This is a genomic window from Cobetia sp. MMG027 (assembly GCF_027947415.1).
Taxonomy (GTDB): domain Bacteria; phylum Pseudomonadota; class Gammaproteobacteria; order Pseudomonadales; family Halomonadaceae; genus Cobetia; species Cobetia marina.
Window position 1 is genome coordinate 395,250 of the sequence record NZ_JAQJIO010000003.1, and the last position, 23,260, is coordinate 418,509.

Annotated in this window: 15 protein-coding genes; 12 read left to right on the forward strand and 3 right to left on the reverse strand. The window is 64.5% G+C overall.

Annotation, left to right across the window (positions count from 1 at the left end; genetic code table 11):
* Window positions 1–104: 104 nt before the first annotated feature.
* A complete protein-coding gene (locus PJK54_RS05695) occupies window positions 105–2,279 on the reverse strand; it encodes a S9 family peptidase (RefSeq protein WP_271302426.1) in 2,175 nt (724 codons plus the stop codon).
* A gap of 242 nt (window positions 2,280–2,521) precedes the next feature.
* Here PJK54_RS05695 and PJK54_RS05700 point away from each other — a divergent pair, with 242 nt between their 5' ends.
* The 3 genes from PJK54_RS05700 to PJK54_RS05710 all read left to right on the forward strand — a co-directional run bounded on the left by PJK54_RS05700 (window position 2,522) and on the right by PJK54_RS05710 (window position 6,091).
* On the forward strand, window positions 2,522–3,040 hold the full coding sequence (locus PJK54_RS05700) for a hypothetical protein (RefSeq protein ID WP_271302427.1): 519 nt from the start codon (window positions 2,522–2,524) through the stop codon (window positions 3,038–3,040).
* A 296-nt stretch (window positions 3,041–3,336) separates the two neighbouring features.
* Entirely contained in the window at window positions 3,337–5,211 is a 1,875-nt protein-coding gene (locus PJK54_RS05705) for a VWA domain-containing protein (protein ID WP_271302428.1), read from the forward strand.
* Complete coding sequence (locus tag PJK54_RS05710) at window positions 5,204–6,091, forward strand: class II glutamine amidotransferase (protein ID WP_077379264.1); 888 nt, start codon at window positions 5,204–5,206, stop codon at window positions 6,089–6,091. The genes PJK54_RS05705 and PJK54_RS05710 overlap by 8 nt, the downstream gene beginning before the upstream one ends.
* A 120-nt stretch (window positions 6,092–6,211) precedes the next feature.
* On the opposite strand, the gene cysK is transcribed toward PJK54_RS05710, so the two are convergent.
* On the reverse strand, window positions 6,212–7,177 hold the full coding sequence (gene cysK, locus PJK54_RS05715; protein ID WP_077379423.1) for a cysteine synthase A: 966 nt from the start codon (window positions 7,175–7,177) through the stop codon (window positions 6,212–6,214).
* A gap of 470 nt (window positions 7,178–7,647) precedes the next feature.
* On the opposite strand from cysK, the gene PJK54_RS05720 reads away from it, so the two are divergent.
* The 6 genes from PJK54_RS05720 to PJK54_RS05745 all read left to right on the forward strand — a co-directional run bounded on the left by PJK54_RS05720 (window position 7,648) and on the right by PJK54_RS05745 (window position 18,022).
* Window positions 7,648–9,396: an AMP-binding protein gene (locus PJK54_RS05720; RefSeq protein ID WP_077379266.1), complete on the forward strand. Its 1,749-nt coding sequence runs from the start codon at window positions 7,648–7,650 to the stop codon at window positions 9,394–9,396.
* Between the two features lie 221 nt (window positions 9,397–9,617).
* On the forward strand, window positions 9,618–13,784 hold the full coding sequence (gene hrpA, locus PJK54_RS05725; protein ID WP_271302429.1) for an ATP-dependent RNA helicase HrpA: 4,167 nt from the start codon (window positions 9,618–9,620) through the stop codon (window positions 13,782–13,784).
* A 289-nt stretch (window positions 13,785–14,073) separates the two neighbouring features.
* Entirely contained in the window at window positions 14,074–15,318 is a 1,245-nt protein-coding gene (locus PJK54_RS05730) for a beta-ketoacyl-ACP synthase III (RefSeq protein WP_271302430.1), read from the forward strand.
* A gap of 142 nt (window positions 15,319–15,460) precedes the next feature.
* Window positions 15,461–16,216 (forward strand): MlaA family lipoprotein, encoded by a 756-nt coding sequence (locus PJK54_RS05735; protein ID WP_240499592.1) that lies wholly within the window; start codon window positions 15,461–15,463, stop codon window positions 16,214–16,216.
* 107 nt (window positions 16,217–16,323) lie between these two features.
* A complete protein-coding gene (locus PJK54_RS05740; RefSeq protein WP_084209291.1) occupies window positions 16,324–17,475 on the forward strand; it encodes a PP2C family protein-serine/threonine phosphatase in 1,152 nt (383 codons plus the stop codon).
* The gene (locus PJK54_RS05745) at window positions 17,468–18,022 is read left to right on the forward strand and encodes an STAS domain-containing protein (protein ID WP_084209290.1); all 555 of its coding nucleotides are present in this window, start codon (window positions 17,468–17,470) and stop codon (window positions 18,020–18,022) included. The genes PJK54_RS05740 and PJK54_RS05745 overlap by 8 nt, the downstream gene beginning before the upstream one ends.
* Before the next feature lie 116 nt (window positions 18,023–18,138).
* Here PJK54_RS05745 and tal read toward each other — a convergent pair whose 3' ends face one another.
* Window positions 18,139–19,077 (reverse strand): transaldolase, encoded by a 939-nt coding sequence (gene tal / locus PJK54_RS05750; protein WP_077379279.1) that lies wholly within the window; start codon window positions 19,075–19,077, stop codon window positions 18,139–18,141.
* Window positions 19,078–19,505: 428 nt separating this feature from the next.
* On the opposite strand from tal, the gene PJK54_RS05755 reads away from it, so the two are divergent.
* The 3 genes from PJK54_RS05755 to pstC all read left to right on the forward strand — a co-directional run bounded on the left by PJK54_RS05755 (window position 19,506) and on the right by pstC (window position 23,250).
* A complete protein-coding gene (locus PJK54_RS05755) occupies window positions 19,506–20,723 on the forward strand; it encodes a Bcr/CflA family multidrug efflux MFS transporter (RefSeq protein WP_077379283.1) in 1,218 nt (405 codons plus the stop codon).
* A gap of 124 nt (window positions 20,724–20,847) precedes the next feature.
* Window positions 20,848–21,864, forward strand: coding sequence for a substrate-binding domain-containing protein (locus tag PJK54_RS05760; RefSeq protein ID WP_077379285.1), 1,017 nt, complete (start codon window positions 20,848–20,850; stop codon window positions 21,862–21,864).
* Between the two features lie 129 nt (window positions 21,865–21,993).
* On the forward strand, window positions 21,994–23,250 hold the full coding sequence (pstC, locus tag PJK54_RS05765) for a phosphate ABC transporter permease subunit PstC (protein WP_077379287.1): 1,257 nt from the start codon (window positions 21,994–21,996) through the stop codon (window positions 23,248–23,250).
* Window positions 23,251–23,260 lie beyond the last annotated feature (10 nt).

Sequence of the window (23,260 nt, forward strand, 5' to 3'; positions counted from 1 at the left end):
GTCAGGTCAGTCATGACCCTTTGAACTGACGAAAACCTCAAGGCCCCCGCCGGTTACCCGGCGGGGGCCTTGTCGTAGGCGAGTCGCAGAGCGCCGTGCGAGCGTCAGCCGTTGCTGCGGGCGGTCGTTTCGCTGCCTGCTTTCTCACACACGCCCAGTGCCCACAGCAGGAAGGCATCCTGCCGGGCGTTGTCACGCCAGGCCTTGAAGCGACCCGAGGCACCGCCATGACCGGAACTCATGTCGGTGCGCAGCAGCACCGGATGCGGCGTGCAGTCCATCTGGCGCAGGCGGGCATAAAGCTTGGCCGGTTCCCAGTAGGGCACGCGGGTATCGTGCCAGCTGCCCTGCAGGAACAGCGGCGGGTAGGGGGCGGCGCTCAGGTTGTCCAGCGGGGAATAGGCGCGGATGCGACGCCGCGCCTCGCTCTCGTGCGGGTTGCCCCATTCGGTGTATTCCGCGGTGGTCAGCGGCAGCTCCGGATTTTCCATGGTGCGCAGCACGTCCACGAAGGGCACATCGAGCACCGCGGCGCAGAAGGCCTCGGGGCGCTTGTTGAGGCTGGCCCCGACCAGCAGGCCACCGGCGCTGGCACCGTAGGCGGCAATGCGCTCCGCGGCCCCGACGCCTTGCTCGACCAGCGCATCCCGCGCGGCGAGGAAGTCATTGAAGCTGTTTTCCTTGTGCTCCAGCTTACCGGCCAGATACCAGGGCTCGCCACGATCCCCACCGCCGCGCACGTGGGCGACGGCAAAGGCAACGCCACGGCTGAGAAGCTCCAGCCGCGCGATGGAGAACCACGGGTCCAGTGTCTCGCCGTAGGCACCATAGCCATAGAGCAGTACCGGCAGCGGGGCGTGGGGGATACCCTCGCCATCACACAGGTCACGGCGCATCACCACCGAGACGGGCACCTGCTCGCCATCGTCGGAGGTGGCCCACAGACGACGGCTGATCAACTGCTCTGGCGCGAGATCGCCATGCACGGTCTGGCGCTTGAGCAAGGTGCGCTCACCCGTGTCAAGATCCAGCTCGATCCAGCTCGGCGGCGTGGTGAAGCTTTCCTCACGGATGCGCAGGCGGCGAGCGTCGAAGTGCGGGCAGTCGCCCAGCCCCTGGCTCAGCGGTTGCTCCGGCATCGCCAGGCGTTCGTCGCGGCAGATCGTTTGCGTAGGCGCCGTGCCCTCGAATTCGATCACGCGCAGCCAGGCCTGGGCCTGACGGTGATCGCGTTCATCGACCATCAGGCCCCAGGAAAACGCCTCCACGCCTTCCAGCGTCACGTCGTCGCGAGTGGTGATCAGCGGCTGCCAGTCGCCGGGGGCATGCTCGGCGGCGATATCCAGCTGGAAATGCGGCGCCTCCTTGTTGTGCAGCACATAGAAGTGGCCGGGGCGGTGATCGATGCCATATTCGACGCCGGTCTCGCGTGCGCGCACCAGCGTCATCTCGCCCAGTGGTGTCGCGGCCGGCAGCAGCCAGGATTCACTGGTGTCCTTGGACGCGGTTTCCAGTACCAGCCAGTCCCGTGAACGGGTCTTGCCCATGCCGACCCAGAATTCGCTGTCTTCCTCACGGTAGAGCAGCGTCTCGGCACGGCTCTCGATGTCCAGACACCAGATCTCGAAGGGGCGCTGGGTGCTGTCATAGCGCGTGAACAGCAGGTGCTGACCGTCCTCGGCCCACACCAGGTCCGGCCCGATATCCTCCAGCAGACATTCATCGTCCTGCCCTGCAGGCCGGGCCCGGCCAGGCTGGGCCTCGCCAGACCGGACCTCGCCACGCACTGGCGTGCGCGCGTCGCGGTCAACCGCGCTCAGTGTTGCAAGCCGCAGGCTGAACACCTCGTCGCCGCTGGTGTCCAGAGTCCATGCCAGTCGTTGCTCATCGGGCGAAATGGCCATGTCGCCCAGTTCGACGAAATCGTGATGGCGCGACAGGGCCTGCAGGTCCAGCAGACATTCATGGCGCGAGCGATCCGTGGGGTCCGCCTCCAGCGGATGGCGCCACCAGACGGGATACTCCGCGTCAGCGGCGGTCTCGCTCCAGTAGACGTGATGGTCGAGGGCTTCCGGCAGACTGGAAACGGCGAGTTCGCGACGGGCCAGATGTCCGGTGTAGAGGGCGTCAGTCAGTGACTCGAGTGGCGTGAACCAGGTATCGCTCTCGGCATTGGCGGCCTCGAGAAAGGCCTTTACCTCTGGTGTGTCGCGCGCTTCAAGCCAGTGCCAGTGGGGGTCTTCGGCACGATAATGACGCTGGACGGGGCTGTCGGACATGGCTACCTCTTGAATGTCGTGTGCCCGAGTGTGTCGGGCGGGCTTGGAGTGTAACATTGAGCCTGTCCCACAGCGTTCGCAAGCCCTTGCCGCGAGCGGCATGTCGCGTCCCTGGTTGGCGATGAGCCGTGTCTGACGTCATGCGGTGAGCGGCCCCCCTGAGTGGGGAGGATGTGATGGCTGGCCTTATATCGAAGACCTGACACAGGTCTCGCCAGGAAGTTCTGACAGGAGTGAAGGGCATGTTGATTTCGGATTCTCTGCCGCAGATGTGGCTGATCTATCTTGGCCTGGCGGCAGTGGTCTTGGTGACCGGGTATCTGGCGGTTCGCGCCTTGCCGCGCTTCGTACGCTGGATCGTGGTGGGAGCGGTGGCCGGCATGATCGCGGTGCCGACCGGTTTTCACGTGACGGCCAGCGTGCCGGAAGATTCCTATGGTGGTACGGCGCCAGCCATCGTGGCCTTCGCGGTGAGCCTGATCCAGAAGGATGGCAGCGGCATGGCCTCGGCCTTTGCCATGCTGGTACTGGGCATCGGAGCGGGCGTCGCGGCGGGTCTCGGCATCTGGTGGCTGGGTCGTGGCCGTGAGCAGCGTCGGCGTGAAATGGCCCGCTCGCGTCAGCGTCGCGCGTCAAGTGCCGACGAAGAAGAGAACGACGACCTGCACGGAGAGGGCCTGCGTGCCGAGCGTCGTGACATGTCCGCCGGTGGCGCCACACGCTCGCGCGCCGCGCGGGATCGTCAGGAACCTTCTCTCTGATCAACGCTGCCCGGGCTTGCCCATGGGTGGAACAAGGATCTGCAATGGCTCGTGATGTGAATGCCTCGTCTCTCGCTCGTCCCGTCGTTCGGCGCGCCCGCCGGCGCCCGTCAGATCCCCGTGCGTGGCGCCGGCGCCCGTCAGATCCCCGTGCGTGGCGCCGGGGGCTGGCCGGTCTGGCCATCTCGCTGCTGAGCGCTTTCTCAGGGCTGGGGGCCACCGCGGCATGGGCCGAAGAGTCAGCCTCTGCCCCCAAGGTCGCGGCTTCAGCGAGCGGGAGACAGGAAGGCGCAGAGGTGTCGCCCAGCGAAGTGTCGCCCAGCGAGGCGGCAGCGCCGGGCAAGACACCGGATCTGCGCCTGGCCATCGATGTCTCGGGCAGCATGAAGCACAACGACCCGGCCAATCTGCGCGCCAGTGCGCTGGATCTGCTGGTGACGCTGTTGCCGGAGCGCTCGCATGCCGGGGTATGGGGCTTCGGTGAGCAGGTGCAGTCACTGCTGGCGCTGGGAGCGGTGGATGCCGGCTGGAAGCGGTCTGCCCGCGGACTCGAGAGCCGTCTCGACGACTACGAGCAGTACACGGATCTGGAGGCGGGCCTGCGCGCCGCTGCTCGGGGGAATGATGCTGGCGTGGGTGGTGATGCACCGCGTCAGATCATCCTGCTCTCCGATGGCATGGTCGACCTGCGTGAGCCGAGCACCCGCAAGGCCGCCGCGGACAGCGCCTCGCGTCAGCGCATCACGGATGAGCTGACGCCGCAGCTTGCCGCCCACGACATCACGGTGCATACGGTGGCGCTGTCGCGCAATGCCGATGTGGATCTGCTTCAGCAGATCGCGGACGGTACCGGCGGCCTGGCGACGGTCGCCGAGAGCCCGGAAGACCTGTTGCGTGCCTTCCTCGCGGCGCTGGATCGCATCGTGCCCGGTGAGCAGGTACCGCTGAACGACAAGCGCTTCGTGATCGATGACAGCGTGCAGGAATTCACCGCCCTGGTCTTCCACGGCCCCGATGATCGCTCGCCGGTGCTGATTTCGCCGCAGGGCCAGCGTTACCGTCTCGCCGACCAGGCGTCACTGCCGGAAGGGGTGCGCTGGGAGCACCAGCCGCGTTATGACCTGATCACCGTGACGGATCCCCAGACCGGCAAGTGGCAGCTCGAGGGTGAGGTGGGGGCCGATAGCCGCATCACGATCGTCTCGGAACTGGCATTGGTATCACGGCCCCTGCCTGCCACGCTCTATCGGGGTTTCGACTACTCGCTGACCGCATCGCTGGTCGATGGCGCGCGCGCCGTCAATGATGAGGACTTCCTGGCGACGCTGGATGGCAATGCACGTCTGGTGCCGGAGCAGGACGTGCAGGAGGGAGAAGGCGCGGCGGAGGATGTCACCACCGCGCAGCAGCGAGGCCTTGAGCGTGACGGCGCCGACTTCCATGTCGACATGCCGGCCCCCGACCAGCTCGGTGGCGCCCGCCTGACCCTGACCGTGATGGGCTATCGCGACAATGCCTCCTTCGCGCGCCAGCTCAGTCAGCGTACCAGCGTGGTGGACCCGCTGCTGGTCGAGCCCGTCGGCGCTGACCCGCGTACCGGCAAGTCGCCTGACGCGCTGGAAGTCAGTGCGCGTCATCCGCTGCTCAATACCGCCAACACGCGTCTGGTCGCGACGCTGCATGGGGAGGCCCTGAGCGTGGCGGAGGATGGCGAGCGGCAATGGCGCATCGACCTGCCGCCCCTGGACTCGGACGTCCAGGCGGATGTGCAGATCAGCGCGCGTCTCGCGCTCGACGGAGCTCCGCCGGTGCTGGACCTCGCGCCCTATACCCTCAATGCGGACGCGGCGCGTCGGGCGGCCAATCTGGATCGCACGCCCATCGAAGGGGAGCGCTTCGGTGAGATCGAGGGGCTGGATCAGGCCGGGGAAGATGCGCCGGAAGACCTCAACGCCCTGTTGATGAAGGGCCGTCTGCCCATCGACAAGGTACCGGCATTGATCGGCCAGTGGTTCGAGGGCGCTTCCGACTTCGCGCGCCAGGAAGCCGGCTCTGCCCGGAGCCGCATGATCGCCTATGCCGTGGCCGGCGCATTCGGCCTGCTGATGCTGATCCTGCTGGTGCGCCGCATGACACGCAAACCGACCCGACGGGAGGAACCCCATGTGTGAGCTGCTTGGCATGAGTGCCAATGTTCCGACCGATATCTGCTTCAGCTTCGCGGGCTTTCTGCAACGCGGGGGTGGCACCGGCCCGCACCGCGATGGCTGGGGTATCGCCTTCTATGAAGAGGGTGGCTATCGCGAATTCCGTGACCCGCACCCTTCAGTGGATTCGCCCATCGCGCGGATGATTCTCGACTATCCCATCAAGTCACAGATGGTGATCAGTCATATCCGCCAGGCCAATGTCGGCCAGGTGACGTTGGCCAATACCCACCCGTTCACGCGGGAGCTGTGGGGGCGCCAGTGGTGCTATGCCCACAATGGGCAGCTGGCGGACTGGCAGACGCTTCCCTTGCCGTACTATCGCCCCGTGGGCAGCACGGACAGCGAGCATGCTGCCTGTTTCCTGCTCGGCGAGATCCGCCGTGCCTTCCCGGAACCGCCCTCTCGCTGTGAGGACCTGTGGCGTCACCTGCATGCCCAGTGCGAGCGTCTGCGTGCGCTGGGGGTCTTCAATCTGCTGCTCTCCGATGGCGTGCATCTCTACGCCTACTGCTCCACCAAGCTTGCGCACATCACGCGCCGAGCGCCCTTCGGGCAGGCGAGCCTCACCGATTTCGAGATGAGCGTCGACTTCCAGCAACACACCACCGATGCCGATGTGGTGTCGGTGATCGCCACCGACCCGCTGACCGACAACGAGCAATGGCAGCGGCTGCTGCCCGGGCAGCTGGTCGTGTTTCGGGAAGGTGAGCTGGTCGCCAGTCTTGGCGGTGAGTTGCCGCTGAGTCAGGAAGAGCAGGGGCAGGCCGAGAGCGGGGCGGTCGATCGCACCGCCACTGCGCGTCGCAAGCCGGACTGGCTGGCCTCGGACCTGAGTTGCTGATGCCTGAGCGCTAGAAAAGTCGTTCGATCGCCAGACACACGAAGGGCCGCAATCGCGGCCCTTCGTGTGTCTGGCTTCCCGGTCTTCACTGACGTTTGCGGTCAGCGGCAGGCATCAGATTCAGCCTTCGACATCATCGAACATGCCGGCGAACATCGGCGAGGACAGGTAGCGTTCGCCACTGTCCGGCAGGATGACGACGATGGACTTGTCGGCGTAGGCCGGGTCTTCGGCCAGGCGCAGTGCCGCGGTCATCGCCGCACCACAGGAGATGCCGCACATGATGCCTTCTTCCTGCATGATGCGACGTGCCATGGCCATGGCGTCTTCGCTGACCACCGACTCGACGCGGTCGATCAGCGTCAGATCCAGGTTATCGGGGATGAAGTTGGCACCGATCCCCTGGATCTTGTGCGGTGCCGGGGTGATGGGCTCGCCCTTGAGGCGCTGGGCAATGATGGCCGATTCCGCCGGCTCTACCGCCACGGCTTCCAGCGTCTGGCCACGCACCGTCTTGAAGTAGCGTGCGATACCGCTGATGGTACCGCCGGTGCCGACCCCCGCGACCAGCACGTCCATGTCGCCGTCCAGCGCATCCCAGAGCTCAGGGCCGGTGGTTTCCTCATGGATGCGCGGGTTGGCCGGATTGGAGAACTGCTGCGGCAGGAAGTAGCGCTCCGGCTCGGCCTTCTTGAGTTCGCAGGCCTTGTCGATGGCGCCCTGCATGCCCTTGGCGGGGTCGGTCAGCACCAGATTGGCACCCAGTGACTTCAGCACCTTGCGGCGCTCCATGCTCATGGAGGACGGCATGGTCAGGGTGACGGGGTAGCCACGCGCCGCACCGACGAAGGCCAGCGCGATACCGGTATTGCCGGAGGTCGGCTCGACGATCTCCATGCCCGGCTTGAGCTCGCCGCGCGCTTCCGCATCCCACACCATGCTGGCACCGATCCGGCATTTGACGGAGAAGGCCGGATTGCGGGCTTCCACCTTGGCGTACAGGCGCGGGTGGCGGCTGAGGCGGTTGATCTTGACCAGCGGTGTATTGCCGATGGCCTGTGAGTTGTCCTGGTAGATCTTTGCCATGGGGAAATCTCTCTGATCGATGAACAGTGACATGAGTGACGAGAAACAGACGCCGGGCATGCGGCTGCCACTGGCGTTCTGTGTGGATGGGCTTCAGAGTAAGAGGTAGCGCGTCGCGATTCAAAGGCCTTGAGAGCATAACGACATGTCAGCGTCGTCAGGGCCCCATGTGATGCATGCCGTCATGGCCGACAGCAGTCGATTCCCGTAATGTGAACGATGGTTTCAATCGATCGTTTTACAATCTCGAGGCGGCTGGTTAAGGTAGCCTGACAGCATGAGAGGGTGGGGTGGAGTGCCATCTCGGCATCCCCCGTCATTTCCTGCGTGTCCGTCCAGCTGCGGACACCACGTCCCGATAAAAACAAGTGTTGCGATCACTCGCGAGGGCTGTCGTCAAGCAGCCGCCAGCGGTCTCCACCGCCTCTCGGGGAATGCACCAGACGAACGATGCCATGGAGCCAAGTGCCATGCGTGATGCCAATCCTGCCGCCCCTGCGGCAGCCCATGATCCGCACCAGTCAGGCTCGGCAGAGGCCGCCGATTCCCTGATTCTCAGCGGTGAGCCGTTGTCCGGTCTCGAGGAGTACCCCTCGATTCTGGAGGTCTTCGAGGCCAGCTGCGCCAATTATGCCGAGCGTCCGGCCTTCAGCTGCATGGACAAGACGCTGAGCTACGCCGATGTGGATCGCCTGTCGCGCGACTTCGCCGCCTGGCTTGAGCATGAGACCGGCCTTGAACCCGGGGATCGTATCGCCATTCAGCTGCCGAACCTGCTGCAGTTTCCGGTGGCCGTGTTCGGGGCGCTGCGCGCCGGTCTGGTGGTGGTCAACACCAACCCGCTCTATACCGAGCGCGAGATGCAGCACCAGTTCCATGACTCCGGCGCACGCGCCATCGTGATTCTGGCCAACATGGCGGACAAGCTCGAGAAGGTGCTCAAGCGCACGTCCATCGAGGAGGTCATCATCACCGAGATCGGTGACCTGCATGATTTCCCCAAGCGCCCGTTGATCAACCTGGCCGTACGCTACGTCAAGAAGATGGTGCCGAAGTACCATCTGCCCGACGCCCATTCGCTGCGCAGCGTGCTCAAGCGCGGCGCGGGGCTCTCGCACACGCGTGTCACGCGAGAGGCCGACGACATCGCGGCTCTCCAGTACACCGGCGGGACCACCGGGGTCGCCAAGGGCACCATGCTGACCCATCGCAATCTGGTGGCCAACATGCTGCAGGCGCGCGGTGTGATCAGTGATGTGCTCAATGAAGGCCAGGAGGTGCTGATCGCGCCGCTGCCGGTCTATCACATCTATACCTTCACGGTGAATTGCCTCTACAGCATGGAGAGCGGCAACCACAGCGTGCTGATCACCAATCCCCGTGACATCGATGGCTTCATCAAGACGCTGGCCAGGACACCGTTCACCGCCTTCGTCGGCCTCAATACGCTGTTCTCGGCGCTGTGCCAGCGCGATGATTTCAAGGCGCTGGACTTCTCGAGCCTCAAGCTGACCATCTCCGGTGGCATGGCCCTGACGCGCAGCGCGGCTGAACGCTGGGAAGCCGTCACCGGCTGCCCGATCGCCGAGGGCTACGGCATGACCGAGACTTCGCCCATCGTCAGCTTCAACCCCCCGCGTGAGCTGCAGCTGGGGACCATCGGCAAGCCGGTGCCCGGCACCGAACTCAAGGTGGTGGATGCCGAGGGCGTGACGCTGGGGCGTGACGCGCCGGGTGAGCTGTGCGTGCGCGGTCCCCAGGTGATGAAGGGCTATTGGCAGCGTGATGACGCCACGCGTGAGGCGATGGATGACGAGGGCTTCATCCGCACCGGCGATATAGCGGTCATCCAGCCGGATGGCTTCGTGCGCATCGTCGATCGCAAGAAGGACATGATCATCGTCTCCGGCTTCAATGTGTTCCCCAACGAGATCGAGGACGTGGTCAGCGGGCATCCGGATATCGTCGAGGCCGCGGCGGTCGGTGTGCCGGACGAGCAGAGCGGTGAGGCGATCAAGCTGTTCGTCGTGTCCAGCAACCCGGATCTCGACCGCGACAGCCTGCGCAGCTGGTGCAAGGAGCAGCTGACCGGCTACAAGGTGCCGCGTTTCGTCGAATTCCGCGATGAGCTGCCCAAGACCAACGTGGGCAAGGTGCTGCGCCGTGAACTGCGTGACAGCGACGACGAAGGAGGCAATACCCCGGTGCGCGAGACCTGAAACCCGGCGTTGAGACGGGCCGCCGGCATGAGCGGGCGGCCACCAAGGTTGGGCGTGGCTACGCGCGGGGCTACAATGGACGGCCCGTCACTCGTTGGCGGGCCGTTTCGTCATTCAGGTCTCGTGGCTCGCTGCCCTGTGCAGTCGGGCGAGAGGCTGAGTTCCCGAGAGTATCCGGCTGCGCGCGTGGCGTGTGGTCGCTGGTTGAGAAGAGGCAGTCCTTGAGCGACACCGCTACCGCACCGTCCGAACATGCGCGTCTTGAAGCCCTTGCGGCTCGCCTCGAACGCGCCCTGAGCCGTGATCAGCGCGAGCTGGGCAAGCGCCTGGCTGGCCTGCGTCGGCGTCTCAAGGAAGGCAAGCCGGTCGATCGTGCCATCAACGATATCGAGAGCCGCCTCGAGGCGAGCATCGCCCAGCGTGCCGCGCGCGAGACGGCGCTGGCGCGCTGGCAGACACCGGCCGCACTCAACTATCCGCCGGAGCTGCCGGTGGTGGAGCGTCGCGAGGACATCCTCGCCGCGCTCGCCGAGCATCAGATCGTGGTGGTCGCCGGTGAGACCGGCTCGGGCAAGACCACCCAGCTGCCCAAGCTGTGTCTGGAGATGGGACTGGGGCGCAATGGCTTGATCGGCCACACCCAGCCACGCCGGCTGGCGGCGCGCTCTGTGGCGGCGCGTCTGGCCGAGGAGCTCGAGACGACCCTCGGCGAGACGGTCGGCTATCAGGTGCGCTTCAACGACACCACTGGCCCGTCGACGCTGATCAAGCTGATGACCGACGGTATCCTGCTGGCGGAAACCCAGCATGATCCGGACCTGAGCCGCTACGAGGCGATCATCATCGATGAGGCCCACGAGCGCAGTCTGAACATCGACTTCCTGCTCGGCTATCTCAAGCGCCTCACCGCGCGCCGCCCGGACCTCAAGATCATCATCACCTCGGCGACCATCGACGTGGAGCGCTTCAGTCAGCACTTCGCGGCCCAGGATGGCACGCCGGCGCCCATCGTCTCGGTCAGCGGGCGCAACTTCCCGGTCGAGACCCAATACCTGCCGCTGGTGCGTGATGCCGAGGATGAGGAAGACCTCAGCCTGCAGGAAGGTATCCTGCGCGCGGTGGAAGAGCTGTCGCTGATCGAGCGCGAGAAGGGCTGGATGCAGGGCCCGCGTGACGTGCTGATCTTCCTGCCCGGCGAGCGCGAGATCCGCGCCACCGCGGATACCCTGCGTCGCGCCCAGCTGCGCGATACCGAGGTATTGCCGCTGTACGCGCGGCTCTCGAACGAAGAGCAGAATCGCGTCTTCCAGCCGCATCGTGGCCGGCGCATCGTGCTGGCCACCAACGTCGCCGAGACCTCGCTGACCGTGCCGGGCATCCGCTACGTGATCGACCCGGGGCTGGTGCGCATCAGTCGTTACAGCTATCGCTCCAAGATCCAGCGACTGCCGGTGGAACCGATCAGTCAGGCCAGCGCCAATCAGCGCAAGGGCCGCTGCGGGCGTATCGCCGAAGGCCTGTGCATCCGTCTCTACAGCGAGGAGGATTTCCTCGCGCGCCCGGAATACACCGAGCCGGAAATCCAGCGCACCAATCTGGCCTCGGTCATTCTGTCGATGCTGTCGCTCAAGCTGGGCGACATCGAGAAGTTCCCCTTCGTCGATGCGCCGGATTCGCGCTTCGTCACCGATGGTTTCCGCCTGCTGCGCGAACTGGGCGCGGTGGATGAGCACAACCGCCTGAGTCGTGATGGTCGCACCCTGGCACGTCTGCCCATCGACCCGCGTCTGGCGCGCATGGTGCTGGAAGGCGCCTCGCGCGGCTGTCTGCGTGAAGTGCTGATCATCGTCAGTGCACTGTCAATCCAGGACCCGCGCGAGCGTCCCGCCGACAAGCGCCAGCAGGCGGATCAGATTCACCACGAGTGGGACGATGACAGCTCCGATTTCGTCAGCTGGCTGAATCTGTGGGAAGGCTTCGAGCTGGCGCGTGATGCCCTGGGAGCCAACCCGCTGCGTCGCTGGTGCAAGGCGCGCTTCCTCAACTATCTGCGTCTGCGCGAGTGGCATGACACCTTCCGTCAGCTCAAGCAGCTGACGCGGGATCTCGGGCTGGAGATGACCAGCAGCCAGCATGCGCGTGACGCCGAGGCACAGGCCGAGGTCACCGCGCGAGTGCTGGCGTCTCCGGGCCAGGGCCGTCGTCCGTCGGTGGCCATTGATCATGAAGCCCTGCATCGTGCGCTGTTGACCGGGCTGCTCTCCAATCTCGGCCTCAAGCAGGAAAATCGCGAGTATCTCGGGGCGCGCAACCGACGCTTCTTCGTGCACCCGGGCTCCGGTGTGGCCAAGAAGTCGCCCAAGTGGGTGATGGCGGCCGAGATGGTCGAGACCACCAGGCTCTACGCGCGACAGGTCGCGGCGATCAAGCCCGAGTGGGTCGAGCCGCTGGCCGAGCATCTGGTCAAGCGCAGCTACAGCGAGCCGCACTGGGAAATGAAGCGTGCCCAGGTGGTCGCCAGTGAGCAGGTCACGCTGTTCGGACTGCCCATCGTCACCGCGCGCAAGGTGCATTACGGCCCGCTGGCGCCACAGGAATCCCGCGAGCTGTTCATCCGCCGCGCGCTGGTCGAGGGTGAATTCCAGACCCGCGCGCCATTCTTCGCCCACAATCGTGGCCTGATGGAGGAAGTCGGGGAGCTTGAGGATCGTGCGCGCCGGCGTGACATTCTCGTCGATGAGGAGACGCTGTTCGCCTTCTATGCCGAGCGGATTCCGGAAGGCATCTACAACGGGCGCGGCTTCGACAAGTGGCGCAAGGATGCCGAGCGCGACAATCCGAATGTCCTGCATCTGGATCTCGATGACCTGATGGCGCGCGATGCCGAGGAAGTCACCGCCGCACGCTATCCCGAGCAGCTGCATCACAATGGCGTCGCCTACCCGCTGAGCTATCACTTTGCGCCCGGCGCGGTGGATGACGGCGTGACCATGACGGTCCCGGCGGCGATGCTCTCCCAGCTGCCGCGCTATCGCATCGAATGGCTGGTGCCGGGACTGCTGCGGGACAAGGCCATCGGCCTGATGAAATCGCTGCCCAAGCAGTATCGCAAGCAGGTGGTGCCGATTCCCAACTGGGTCGATGCCGCGCTTGAGGCGTTGACCCCGGACGACGTGCCGCTGACCGATGCGCTGGCCGAGTTCATGCGCGTCAAGACTGGCCTGCGCCTGCCGTCGGATGCCTGGGCGCCGGAGACGCTGGAGCCGCACCTGAACATGAACCTGCGCATCGTCGATCAGGACGGCAAGGTGCTGGGGGAGGGGCGTGATCTTGAAGTGCTCGAGGCGCGTTTCAAGGACTCGGCGGCCGCCGCGGCACGCGCCATGGCCAGTCGCAGCCGCGATGCCGACAGTGAAGTGCTGGAAGACCTGCCGGAGGCGCCGATCGCGACCTCCCACAGCACCACCCAGGCAGGCATTCGGGTCGAGGCCTATCCGGCGCTGGTGGTGAAGGCGGCGGCGCCCGCCGAGGGCGGCATGAGTGCCAAGGAACGCAAGCTGGCACGCAAGACCGGCAGAAACAGTGCACCGTCAAGTCACTCGCCCGCGAATGCTGCCGCCTCAAGCGAGCAGCAGCTGAGCGTGGAGCTGTTCGATCATCCGGCCAAGGCCGCCGCCGCGCATCGTGATGGCATCACGCGTCTGGCGATGGCGCGCCTGCCGGACCAGGTGCGCTATCTGGACCGGGAGTTCAAGGCACTGGAGCGCTGCGCGCTGCTGTTCGCCAAGGTCGGCACGCGTCGCCAGCTGGCGGATGACTTCCTCTACAGCGTCTTCGAGCAGGTGATGGCCGTCGAGCCGCTGCCGCGTTCGCGCGGTGAGTTGCAGGCGCGTCTGGATGACAAGCGGGCCGAGCTGGTGCCCCACGCCGAAGCACTGATCAAGCCGTTGGAGGCTGCGCTCACGCAGCATCTGGAGCTTTCCAAGCGCCTCAAGGGCAAGATCGACTTCTCGATGGCGCTGGTGGTGGCAGACCTCAAGGCCCAGCAGGCCCGCCTGGTGCACCCGGGCTTCCTCCAGGAGGCGGGTGCCTGGCTGCATCAGCTGCCACGCTATGTGGAGGCGATGCTGATCCGTCTCGACAAGGCCCCGCGTGAGCGCATGCGTGATCAACGTGACATGGAGGCGGTCAAGAGCTTCGAGACACGCCTTGATGCCCGCCTGAGCAAGGCCCGCGAGCAGGGCCTGCCCGATGCGGAGCTGGAGGAGTTCGGCTGGTGGCTGCAGGAGCTGCGCGTCTCATTGTTCGCTCAGCAGCTCGGCACGCTGGAGACCGTCTCCCCCAAGCGGCTGGAGAAGCGCTGGCAGGAATTGATGGCGCGGCGCTGAGTCGAGCCGCCATCCGCTTGCGTGACTGCTGCGTGGAGGCGTGATGCTCGCGTATGGCTCAAGCTGCATACAGAGAAAGCTGTTTAAGAGACGGCTGTTATCATGGGACGGATGCCAGGTTCAGGCGTCCGCCTGGCGCGAGACAGCGTACACTGAAGACAAGGGGGTGACGCTGTCTCGCTGCCGGCGCGGACCTGGAGGCTCGGCATCCGCCGCATGGGATGTCAGCCGCGACGTCACCCGATCAATCGGTGGTCTCCGACGAGAGGCCACTGTCAGGAGTGGATGCATGCCCAACAACGACAATCAGCACGCTGCCGACCCTCGCGCCACCACGGCGGAGCGCCAGCTGGACGCCACTGGCAATCACCGCGTGCTGATCACCGGCACCGGCCTCTACACGCCGGAACATGCCGTCAGCAACGAGGCGCTGGTCGCCTCCTTCAATGCCTGGGTGGCGGCGGACAACGCCGCCAATGCCGAGGCCATCGCTCGGGGCGAGCGCGAGCCGCGTACCGAGTCCAGCGCTGAATTCATCGTCAAGGCCTCGGGTATCCACAGCCGCTACGTGCTGGATGCCGAGGGCATTCTCGACCCTGAGCGCATGCGCCCGCGGCTGCCCGCGCGCGACAATGATCAACCCTCGGTGCAGTGCGAGATGGGCGTGGCGGCCGCGCGTGAGGCGCTGGCCGCGGCGGGCGTGAAGGCCGAGGAACTTGATCTGGTCATCGTGGCCTGCTCCAATCTCGAGCGCCCCTATCCGGCCGTGGCGGTGGAGCTGCAGGCGGCGCTCGAGGCCGGTGGCTATGCCTTTGACATGAACGTGGCGTGCAGCTCCGCCACCTTCGGGATCGAGACCGCGGCCAACGCCATCCGCAGTGGCAGCGCGCAGCGGGTGTTGATGGTCAATCCCGAGATCTGCAGTGCGCATCTGAATTTCCGTGATCGCGACAGTCACTTCATCTTCGGCGATGCCTGCACGGCCGTGGTGCTGGAAGCGGCGGATGTCGCCACGCGCACCGATGGCTTCGAGGTGCTCGGTACGCGACTGGTGACCCGTTTCTCCAACGCGATACGCAACAATTTCGGCTTCCTCAATCGCACCGCGGTGCTTGAGGATGATGTGGCATCTGCCACGACGCTGGAGAGCGCCACGCACCGTGAACAGGCCGATGACAAGCTGTTCATCCAGGAAGGTCGGCGCGTCTTCCGCGAAGTCTGCCCGATGGTGGCCGAGCTGATCACCACGCATCTGGGCGAGCTCGAGGCCGATGGCGGTGATCTTGATCGCATGTGGCTGCACCAGGCCAATCGCCACATGAACGACATGATCGCTCGTCGCGTGCTGGGGCGTGATCCGTCGAGCGAGGAAGCGCCGATCATTCTCGACCGCTACGCCAATACCAGCTCGGCGGGGTCGGTGATCGCCTTCCATCTGCATCATGCGGATCTGCCCGCTGGCAGCCTGGGTGTGCTTTGCTCCTTCGGGGCCGGCTACAGTGCGGGAAGCGTGCTGCTGAAACGCTGTGGATGATACGCGCTGATGGCGTGCTTGAGCGGATGGTGCACTGGCTCCTGGCGTGAGCGGAACGTATAAAGAAGACCGGACCTGACAGCCATGGATGTGGCAAGGACCGCTGCAGGATTCCAACAGACTTACAGGTGATGCGATGCACATGATCAAGACTTCCCTGCCGGCACTGCTGGCCATGTCTCTGCTGGCCGGTTGTGCCAGTACAGGTGACAGCGAGCCGAATCCCCAGGACCCGTGGGAGGGCTTCAACCGCAACGTCTACACCTTCAATGACACCCTGGATCGCTATGCGCTCAAGCCGGTGGCTCAGGGCTACGATTACGTGACGCCGGAGCTGGTTCAGGATGGCGTGGGCAACTTCTTCTCCAACCTCGGGGAAGTGCGCACCATGTTCAACTCGGTGCTGCAGTGGAAGTGGGCGAATGCCGGGATTTCCACGGGGCGCCTGCTGCTCAATTCCACCGTCGGTATCGGCGGGCTGTTCGATCCGGCCAGCGAGCTTGGCTGGACGGTCGACGAGGAAGATTTCGGTCAGACACTTGCCGTGTGGGGCGCCGGCCAGGGGCCTTACCTCATGTTGCCGCTGTTCGGTCCGAGCACGCTGCGTGACACTGCCGGCATGCCGGTGGATTACTTCAATGATCCGATCAACTACCTCGAGGAAGACAAGGTGCGCTATGGCCTGAAAGCACTGGATCTCGTCGATACCCGTGCCGGTCTGCTCGAGCAGGAGAAGTTGATTCAGGGAGATCGCTACAGCTTCATCCGCGATGCCTATCTGCAGCGTCGCAACTTCGAGATCAACGATGGCAAGCTCGGGGATGATCCCTTCGCCAGCGACAGTTTCGATGATGCGGATCTCGATGGTGCCTTTGCACCGGAAGATGACAGCCAGTAAGGGCTGCCGAGTGTCCTGGCGGCACGTCGAGGCACGCGGATAGTGCGATGGCGAGGCGCCAGGGTCTGGCAGTGGATTGCGGCACGGGACGGGCATGAGAGGTTGGCATGGCGGATGAGCAAGGCAAGCGTCTGTTGATCGGTCTGATCGATCTGGTCGGTTCGCGGCGTGATGCGCTGGCGACGCTGTTGACGGATGAGCGTTGTGCAGTGGCGGCCTGTGACAGCATTGCAACGCTGCCCAGTGGGGTCGCGGTGGTGGTGGCGCATGTCGAGGCCGTGGCCAGTCAGGAGTGGGCGCGTCTCGCCGAGTGCCTGCCCACGGTGGTCGTGGCCGAGAGTCGCGGCGATGAATGCCTGTTGCCCGCGGTGGAGGCGGGGCTGGTGGATTATCTGATCGCCCCGCGTGAGCATGGCTCGGTGTTGCGCAGTCTGCTCAAGCGGGCGGCGGAGCATCACCAGCTCGCGCATGAACACGCCAAGGCCCGCGCGCGCCTCGAGGAGCTCAATGAGCATCTCGAGACGCATCTGGCGATGCTGCGTCAGGACCAGCTGGCCGGTGGGCAGATCCAGCAACGCTTGTTGCCGGAAAGTGGGCAGAGAATCAATGGCATCCGCTATGACTATTGCCTGTCGCCCTCGTTGTATCTGTCGGGAGATTTTCTCGAGTATCAGGCGATCGATGAGCGTTTCAGTCTGTTCTATTTCGCCGATGTCTCCGGGCATGGGGCGTCTTCGGCCTTCGTGACGGTGCTGCTCAAGCTATTGTTCGCGCGTGCGATTCGCCACTGGGAGGAACATACGCCGGAAACCTTCGGTCCTGAATGGCTGGCGTTGCTCAACCGTGAGCTGCTGGACAGTGGCATCGGCAAGCACGCGACCGTGCTGTGCGGCGTGATTGACCGTGAAGCGGCCACGCTGCATTACACCCTGGGAGCCCAGCTGCCGATGCCGGTCCTGGTGACTCCGGAGGGTGGGATTCAGGTACTGGAAGGCAGCGGGCGCCCGGTAGGCCTCTTCCCAGGCACCCGCTATCCGGCGTATCGTGTGGCGCTTCCCGCGCGTTTCCGCCTGTGGCTGGCCAGTGATGGTGTGCTGGAGTGCCTGCCGGGCGAGGCGCTGGAGGAACGAACTCAAGCACTGCATCAACGGATACTGAGCAGTGAGGATGTGCAGGGATTGCGCCGCGGTCTGGCACTGGATGGTGAGCTGCCGGATGACCTTACCCTGATGACGCTGACAGGATTCCATGATGGATGAAGGACGTATCCAGGCCGTGTTCGATGACGGCCTGTTCGTGCTCAAGCTGTCGGGTGACGTACGCCTGACACTGTGTGCCACGCTGGACCAGCAGGTTCAACGCGTGGCAGCGGTCGATGGTCTGGAAAGCGTGATCATCGATCTGCGCGAAGCCACCAACATTGACTCCACTGCACTGGGCTTTCTGGCCAAGCTGGCACTGGCCGTGCGGGATCGTCTGATCCTGCCGGCCCAGGTGGTAGCGGCTCACCCTGATGTGATGACCATGCTCAAGGTCATGGGGTTCGATGAGGTGGCCAGTGTCGTGGATGCCAGTCAGCTGGCGGAGGCGGAGCAGGCCGAGCTGGACAGCTCGGGCTGTGATGACGCCACGGCGGAGGTGCCGGTCGAGGGTGGGGCAGAGGCCTCGGCGAGTCAGGAGCAGGCACTGCGCGGCCGTATTCTCGAGGCGCATCGTCTGTTGATGTGTCTCAATGGCCACAATCGCCTGCAGTTCCAGCCCTTGATCGAGCTTCTGGAGAGCGAGGAGCAGCGCCAGCCGCATTGACGATGCGGGGTATCGCCTGAACGCAAGAGCGCCTGCCGTGATTCACGGCAGGCGCTCTTCGTTGCTGCGCCAGAAACACGCCCTTGCTCGACAAGGGCGTGTTCTCGACGTCATGCTCAGTGGCTGCGCAGTTCGGCCAGCAGTGACTCGAGCTTGCGCTGATCCGCCATGAACTTGCGGATGCCTTCGCCCAGCTTCTCGGTGGCCATGGCATCTTCGTTCATGTCCCAGCGGAAGTTGGACTCGGTCAGCACTTCCGGCACGTTGCGCTCGGCATCGGCGGCCTGCAGGCGACGCGCCAGCGGGCCCGTGCTTTCGGCCAGCTCACCCAGCAGCGCCGGAGAGATGGTCAGGCGGTCGCAACCGGCCAGGGCTTCGATTTCGCCGGTGTTGCGGAAGCTGGCGCCCATCACGATGGTCTTGTAGCCGTGACCCTTGTAGTGCTCGTAGATGGCCTTGACGGACTTCACGCCCGGGTCGTTGTCGCCGCTGAAATCGGCATCCGGCTGGTTGGCCTTGTGCCAGTCGAGGATACGGCCGACGAAGGGCGAGATCAGCGTCACGCCGGCATCGGCGCAGGCCTGGGCCTGGGCGAAGCTGAACAGCAGCGTCAGGTTGGTACGGATGCCTTCACGCTCGAGCTTCTCGGCGGCACGAATGCCTTCCCAGGTGGAGGCGGTCTTGATCAGGATGCGCTCCTGACCGACGCCATTGGCGGCGTAGCGCTCGATGATGCGATGCGCGCGACGGATGGTCTCGTCGGCATCGAAGGACAGGCGGGCGCTGACTTCGGTGGAGACATAGCCCGGTACCAGACCGGCGATCTCGGTGCCGATATCCACGGCCACGGCGTCCACGGCATCGTCGATGTCGGTGGCCTTGCGCGCGACCTCGGTCAGGCGCTCGCGACGCGACGGGTCCTGGGCGGCCTGCAGGATCAGCGACGGGTTGGTGGTAGCATCTGTGGGCGCGAAGCGACGAATCGCCTCGAGGTCACCGGTGTCGGCGACAACGGTGGTCATGTCCTTGAGTTGGGAGAGCTTGTCCTGTGCCATGCAAGAGTTTCCTGTACTGAGCGCGGGTCGTCCGATGACGACCTTCATGAAAAGGGAAGACGTGAAGGTCTGGGCTACGAAGCGGGAACGACATGGCCAGAGCCTCGACGATGATACTCCATCGGCCGTACCGCGGGGATGTCGTCGCTGTCGGTGTGAACATGATCACATGGATGTGACAACTTCTTCACGTTCGTTACCTCAACTGTATCAATTGTATGGCGGCGCGCCCACTGTCGCGGTCTACCGGCAGACGTGTCCGCTCATGCCTGCGACAGGCTGGCACCGAGGTGTCGGGGACCCAAGGACGGTGAGGGAGCCGGTGAGCGGGCCGATGCCGGCTCCTGGGTCCATGACGTGCCGCATCGTGAAGGATTCTTCAGCAGGCGCATGATCGCGCCGTTATCGTGAAACTCTCGGGAGGGGATGTGGACAAGCGTCAAACCCGTCAGCTGGCCTTGCTGGTCGCTGCCAACACCGCACTGGCCCCCTTGGCCATCGATGCCTATCTGCCGGCATTGCCGGCCATGGCGGAAGCGCTCGACACCAGCGTCCATCATACGGAGCTGTCGCTGTCGATCTTCCTGCTCGGTTTCTCGCTGGGGCAGTTGATCTTCGGGCCGCTGTCGGACCGCATCGGCCGCAAGCCGGTGTTGCTCTCCGGGATCTTCGTCTTCCTGCTGGCGAGTCTGGCGATCACCCAGGTCGACAGTCTCGAAGGCCTCTATGCGTTGCGATTCGTGCAGGCGCTGGGCGGCGGGGCCTCGGTGGTGAATTCCTCGGCGATCGTGCGTGACTGCTTCAGCGGGCGCGAGGCGGCCAAGGTGCTCTCGACCGTCGCGGTGATCATGATGCTGGCACCGCTGATCGCCCCGGCGATCGGCAGTCTGCTGCTGGGCTTGGCGGGCTGGTGGCTGATCTTCGCCTTCCTGGCCGCCTATGCCGCCTTCCTGCTGGTCGTGCTGCCTTTCCGGCTGCCGGAGACACGCCGCCATCGCGAAGCGGATGAGCCTCCGGCCAGCATCGCGCAGGTCGCTCGCGATTACGTCAGCGTGATGCGCCATGGCCCGGCGATGGGCTATGCCATTACCCAGGCGATGGGCTTCGGTGGCATGTTCGCCTTCATCACCGCCTCCCCGTATGTCTACATGGAGCACTTCGGTGTCACCGCCTCCTGGTACCCGGCGCTGTTCGGGGCCAACATCCTGTTCATGTTCACCGCCAATCGCCTCAACGTGCGCCTGCTGTCACGCATGTCGCCTCCACGGCTGCTGCGCATCGGGATCGGTATCCAGCTGCTCGCGGCCTGTCTGCTGGTGCTGGCATTGGCGCTGGGGCTGGATCATCTGGCGCTGATGGCACCCTTGTTGATGCTCTTCGTCGGGGCCAACGGCATGGTCGCTCCCAATGCGATTTCTTCCGCGCTCGAGTACTTCCCCCGTATCAGCGCCACCGCCAACGCCCTGATCGGCAGCCTGCAATTCGCCAGTGGTGCCTTGATCGGCATGCTGATCGCAGGGCTGGCGCTGGACAGCCTGTGGCCGATGATCCTCGGCATGCTGGGCACGGCGCTGGTCAGCAATATCCTGCTGCGCGTGCTGGCGGGGCGTCGCGCCCTGGCGCGTCATGCCGCCCCCTCGGACTGAGGGTCATTGATCACACGGCGACTCGCGATGACTGTCACACGGTTGTCATGAATGCTTGGCAAAGTGCTCCTCGTAGACAAGAAGCCAACCTCAAGGCTCATTCTTTTCGCAAGGAGTTTCAGGCATGAAGGCGTTCCTCAAGTCAGGTCTCGCAGTCGCTGTTCTCGCCGCATCCGTCGGTGCAGCAGAAGCCCGTGAACAGCTGCGCATCGTCGGCTCTTCCACGGTCTATCCGTTCTCCAGCTATGTGGCGGAAGAGCTGGGTGCCACCAGCGACTTCCCGACGCCGGTCATCGAGTCCACCGGTTCCGGTGGCGGCATGAAGCTGTTCTGTGAAGGGGTCGGGGACAGCACGCCGGACATCACCAACGCTTCCCGCCGCATGAAGACGTCCGAGTTCGAGCGCTGTGAAGAGAATGGCGTGACCGACATCACCGAAGCGATGATCGGCTTCGATGGCATCGCCTTCGCTCAGGCGGTCGGTGATGGCGACATCAACCTGACGCGTGAGCAGATCACCCTGGCGGTCGCCGCTCAGGTGCCGGTCGATGGCAAGCTGGTCGACAACCCCTACACCAAGTGGTCCGAGATCGATTCCTCCCTGCCGGATCGCAAGATCACCGTCTATGGTCCGCCTTCCACGTCCGGTACGCGTGATGCCTTCGAAGAGCTGGTGATGGAAGTCTCCACCGAAGAGATGGAAGGCTACGGCGGTGAGGGTTACACCAACATCCGTCAGGACGGCCACTACATCGCGGCGGGTGAGAACGACAACCTGATCATCCAGAAACTGGTCGAGAACACCGATGCCTTCGGTATCTTCGGCTACTCCTTCCTGGAAGAGAACGCCGACAAGGTCGTCGGTGCCTCCATCGATGGCGTCCTGCCGGAAGCCGATGCCATCTCCTCCGGTGAGTACCCGGTGTCCCGCTCGCTGTTCTACTACGTGAAGAACCAGCACAAGGATGACGTGCCGGCGCAGCAGGCCTACAACGACCTGTTCATGAGCGAGAAGATGATCGGTGAGCTGGGCTACCTGAAGGGCATCGGCCTGATTCCCTTGCCCAAGGATGAGCGTGAAGCCCTGCGTGAGCAGGTGAAGAACCGCACCAAGCTGACCCTGGCTGACCTCAAGAAGTAACTGACGCAGCTGACCCACGACGCGGCCGGTTGCCATTGGCAGCCGGCCCGTTTGCATGACGGTCCGCAGGGATATCGGACAGGCAAGTTGCCTTCACTTTGCGGATAACGCGACTCCGGGACTCGAAAGATGCAGACTCAGCAGATCTTTCTCTTCTTCATTGGCATCGTGGCGCTGTCTGGCCTGATTGCCTTCTTCGTCGGCCGAGGCAAGGCGCAGAAGGTGCGTGCCAGCGGGGCAGAGATGTACGCCCAGCCGGATCAATACGGTTGGTTCACCGCCATCTCCTGTGCCGGCCCGGCACTGCTGGTCGGACTGGCCGCCGTACTGGCGATCGCCACGGCCGGGGTATCCATCGAGGGCGCCGAGCTGCTGGCTGCCAGCCTCGTCGTCGCAGGTGTCGGCATGCTCATCGGTCTGGCGCTGGTGAAGCCTGATTTTCACGCGCGCAATGCGATCGAGACATTGATTCGTTATGTGCTGATCGGGGCGGCGATGATCTCCATCGTCACGACGTTCGGCATTCTGGCTTCCATCATCTTCGAAGCCATCCGCTTCTTCCAGATGGAAAGCTTCTGGACCTTCATCACCGGCACCACCTGGGACCCGGGCAACAGCTTCCAGCTGGCAGCCGGCCGTGGCGAGGGCGTCGAGAGCACCGCCAACTTCGGGGCGGTTCCGCTGTTCGCCGGTACCTTCATGATCACCCTGATCGCCATGCTGGTGGCCATTCCCATCGGCCTGCTGGCAGCGGTCTACATGTCGGAATTCGCCCCGGAGCGCGTGCGTACCGTGGCCAAGCCGGTGCTGGAAGTGCTCGCCGGCATCCCGACCGTCGTCTATGGCTTCTTCGCCGCCATCACCGTGGCACCGCTGATCGTCGACATCTTCTCGCCGCTGGGTATCGAGGCGTCCTACAACAATGCTCTGGCGCCGGGACTGGTCATGGGCATCATGATCATTCCCTTCATCTCCTCACTGTCGGATGACGTCATCACCTCCGTGCCGGACACCATGCGTCAGGGGTCTCTGGCGCTGGGCATGACCCAGGGCGAGACCATCCGCAATGTCATCCTGCCGGCCGCGCTGCCGGGCATCATCTCGGCGTCACTGCTGGCCATGTCGCGTGCGCTGGGCGAGACGATGATCGTGGTGATGGCGGCGGGCATGCGTCCGAATCTGACCGCCAACCCGCTGGAAGACATGACCACCGTGACGGTGCGTATCGTTGCCGCGCTGACGGGAGACCAGGAATTCGCGAGTGCCGAGACATTGTCCGCCTTCGCGCTGGGTCTGGTGCTGTTCGTCGTCACCTTGCTGCTGAACATGGTCTCGGTGGTTCTCATCCGCCGCTTCCGTGAGAAGTACAGCGCCAACAATCTGTGAGGCCGAGACA